Source organism: Peterkaempfera griseoplana (assembly GCF_001418575.1).
GTDB lineage: Bacteria > Actinomycetota > Actinomycetes > Streptomycetales > Streptomycetaceae > Peterkaempfera > Peterkaempfera griseoplana.
The window spans coordinates 586-1,893 of the sequence record NZ_LIQR01000475.1 but is presented as its reverse complement, the minus strand read 5'-3'; the positions used below and the strand labels follow the sequence as shown (position 1 = coordinate 1,893).

At 77.5% G+C, this 1,308-nt stretch carries 1 protein-coding gene; it reads right to left on the bottom strand.

Annotated features, from left to right (window positions below):
• A partial coding sequence (locus tag AOK09_RS30120; protein ID WP_055590397.1) for an ABC transporter ATP-binding protein occupies positions 1 to 567 on the bottom strand: 567 nt, incomplete at its 3' end.
• Between the last annotated feature and the right edge of the window lie 741 nt (positions 568 to 1,308).

The following is a 1,308-nucleotide window of genomic DNA, read 5'->3' as shown; positions in this document are numbered from 1 at the left end:
GGCCGCCCGCTCCACGGCCGCCGCGTCCAGCAGCGCCCTCGCCTCCTGGTCGAGGCCGGTCCACGCCTCGTCCAGCAGCAGCAGATCCCGCGGCCGCACCATCGCACAGGCCAGCAGCAGCGCCTGCATCTGCCCCGAGGACAGCGCCGAGGGCAGCGCGTCGGCCCGGTCCGCCAGGCCCCGGTCGGCCAGGACGTGCTCGATCCACGCGTGGGCGTCCGCGACGCCGTGGGCGACCGCCACCAGCAGCAGGTGCTCGCGCACCGAGAGGTCGGGGTAGCAGGCGACGGTGTCGCCGACCACGGCCACCCTGGAGCGGATCCGCGGGTCGCTCTCGTCCATGGGGATGCCGTCGAAGCGGACACTCCCCGTGGTCGGCCGCTCACGGCCGGCGGCGATCCGCAGCAGGGTCGACTTGCCGGAGCCGTTGTGGCCGAGCAGTGCCACGCACTGGCCGGCGGCGAGCTTCAGGCTGATGGGATGCAGAACCTGCCGTGCGCCGTAGGTGCGGCTCACCCCGGTCAGGTGGAGCAGCGCTTTGAGCGGCTCCTTGGGCGTCTTGGCCATGCGTGGTTGCCTCTCGCTGCGGGATGTCCCCGCAGCCTACCCAGCAGGCCGGGCGCCCGGGCAGGCAGCCGCCGGACGGGGTCCTGTGCCAGGGCGGTGAGTGCGGCAGGAGGCGGCGGGGTCCGGGCTTCCGGCGGGAGGGCTGGTGTCCGTCCGGGGACTGCCAGGGGGTGTGTAGTGCGGCGGGAGGCGGCCCGGGTCCGGGTCCCGAGCGGAGGGAGGGCCGGTGCACGTACCGTCCGGGAGCTGCCGGGCGATGGGCCGGGGGCTTCCGCAGGCAGCCGCCGGACGAGTCCTGTGCCAGGGCGGTGAGTGCCGGGGGCGGCGAGTGTGCGGGCAGACGGCGGGGTCCGGGCTTCCGCCGGGGGCGCACCGTTCGGAGCGGCGTCGAGTGCCGCAGGGCCGGACCGGGCCCCGGCCCGTAGCACGGTGCTCCGAGCGCCCGCGGGCCGATCGGGTCCCGTCCCACTGCGGGGGCCGGGCGGTACGTCGCCCCAGTACCGGGTGGACGGGGCGCTCCGCGCCCGGAGCGGCGGCCGGGCAGCCCAGCGGGGCGGCCCGGCGGCGGGGCGGATGACGCTGCCGCGCGGAGGCGCGCCGGACATGGCAGGGCCGGCGGGCCCGACGTGGAGTCGGGGCCGCCGGCCGCCTGTAGGTGTCCTGGAGGGGAACCGGCCGTCAGATGCCGAGGAAGCCGCCGCGGCCGAGGCCGAAGCCGCCGAGGCCGCCGCCGAAGCCGCC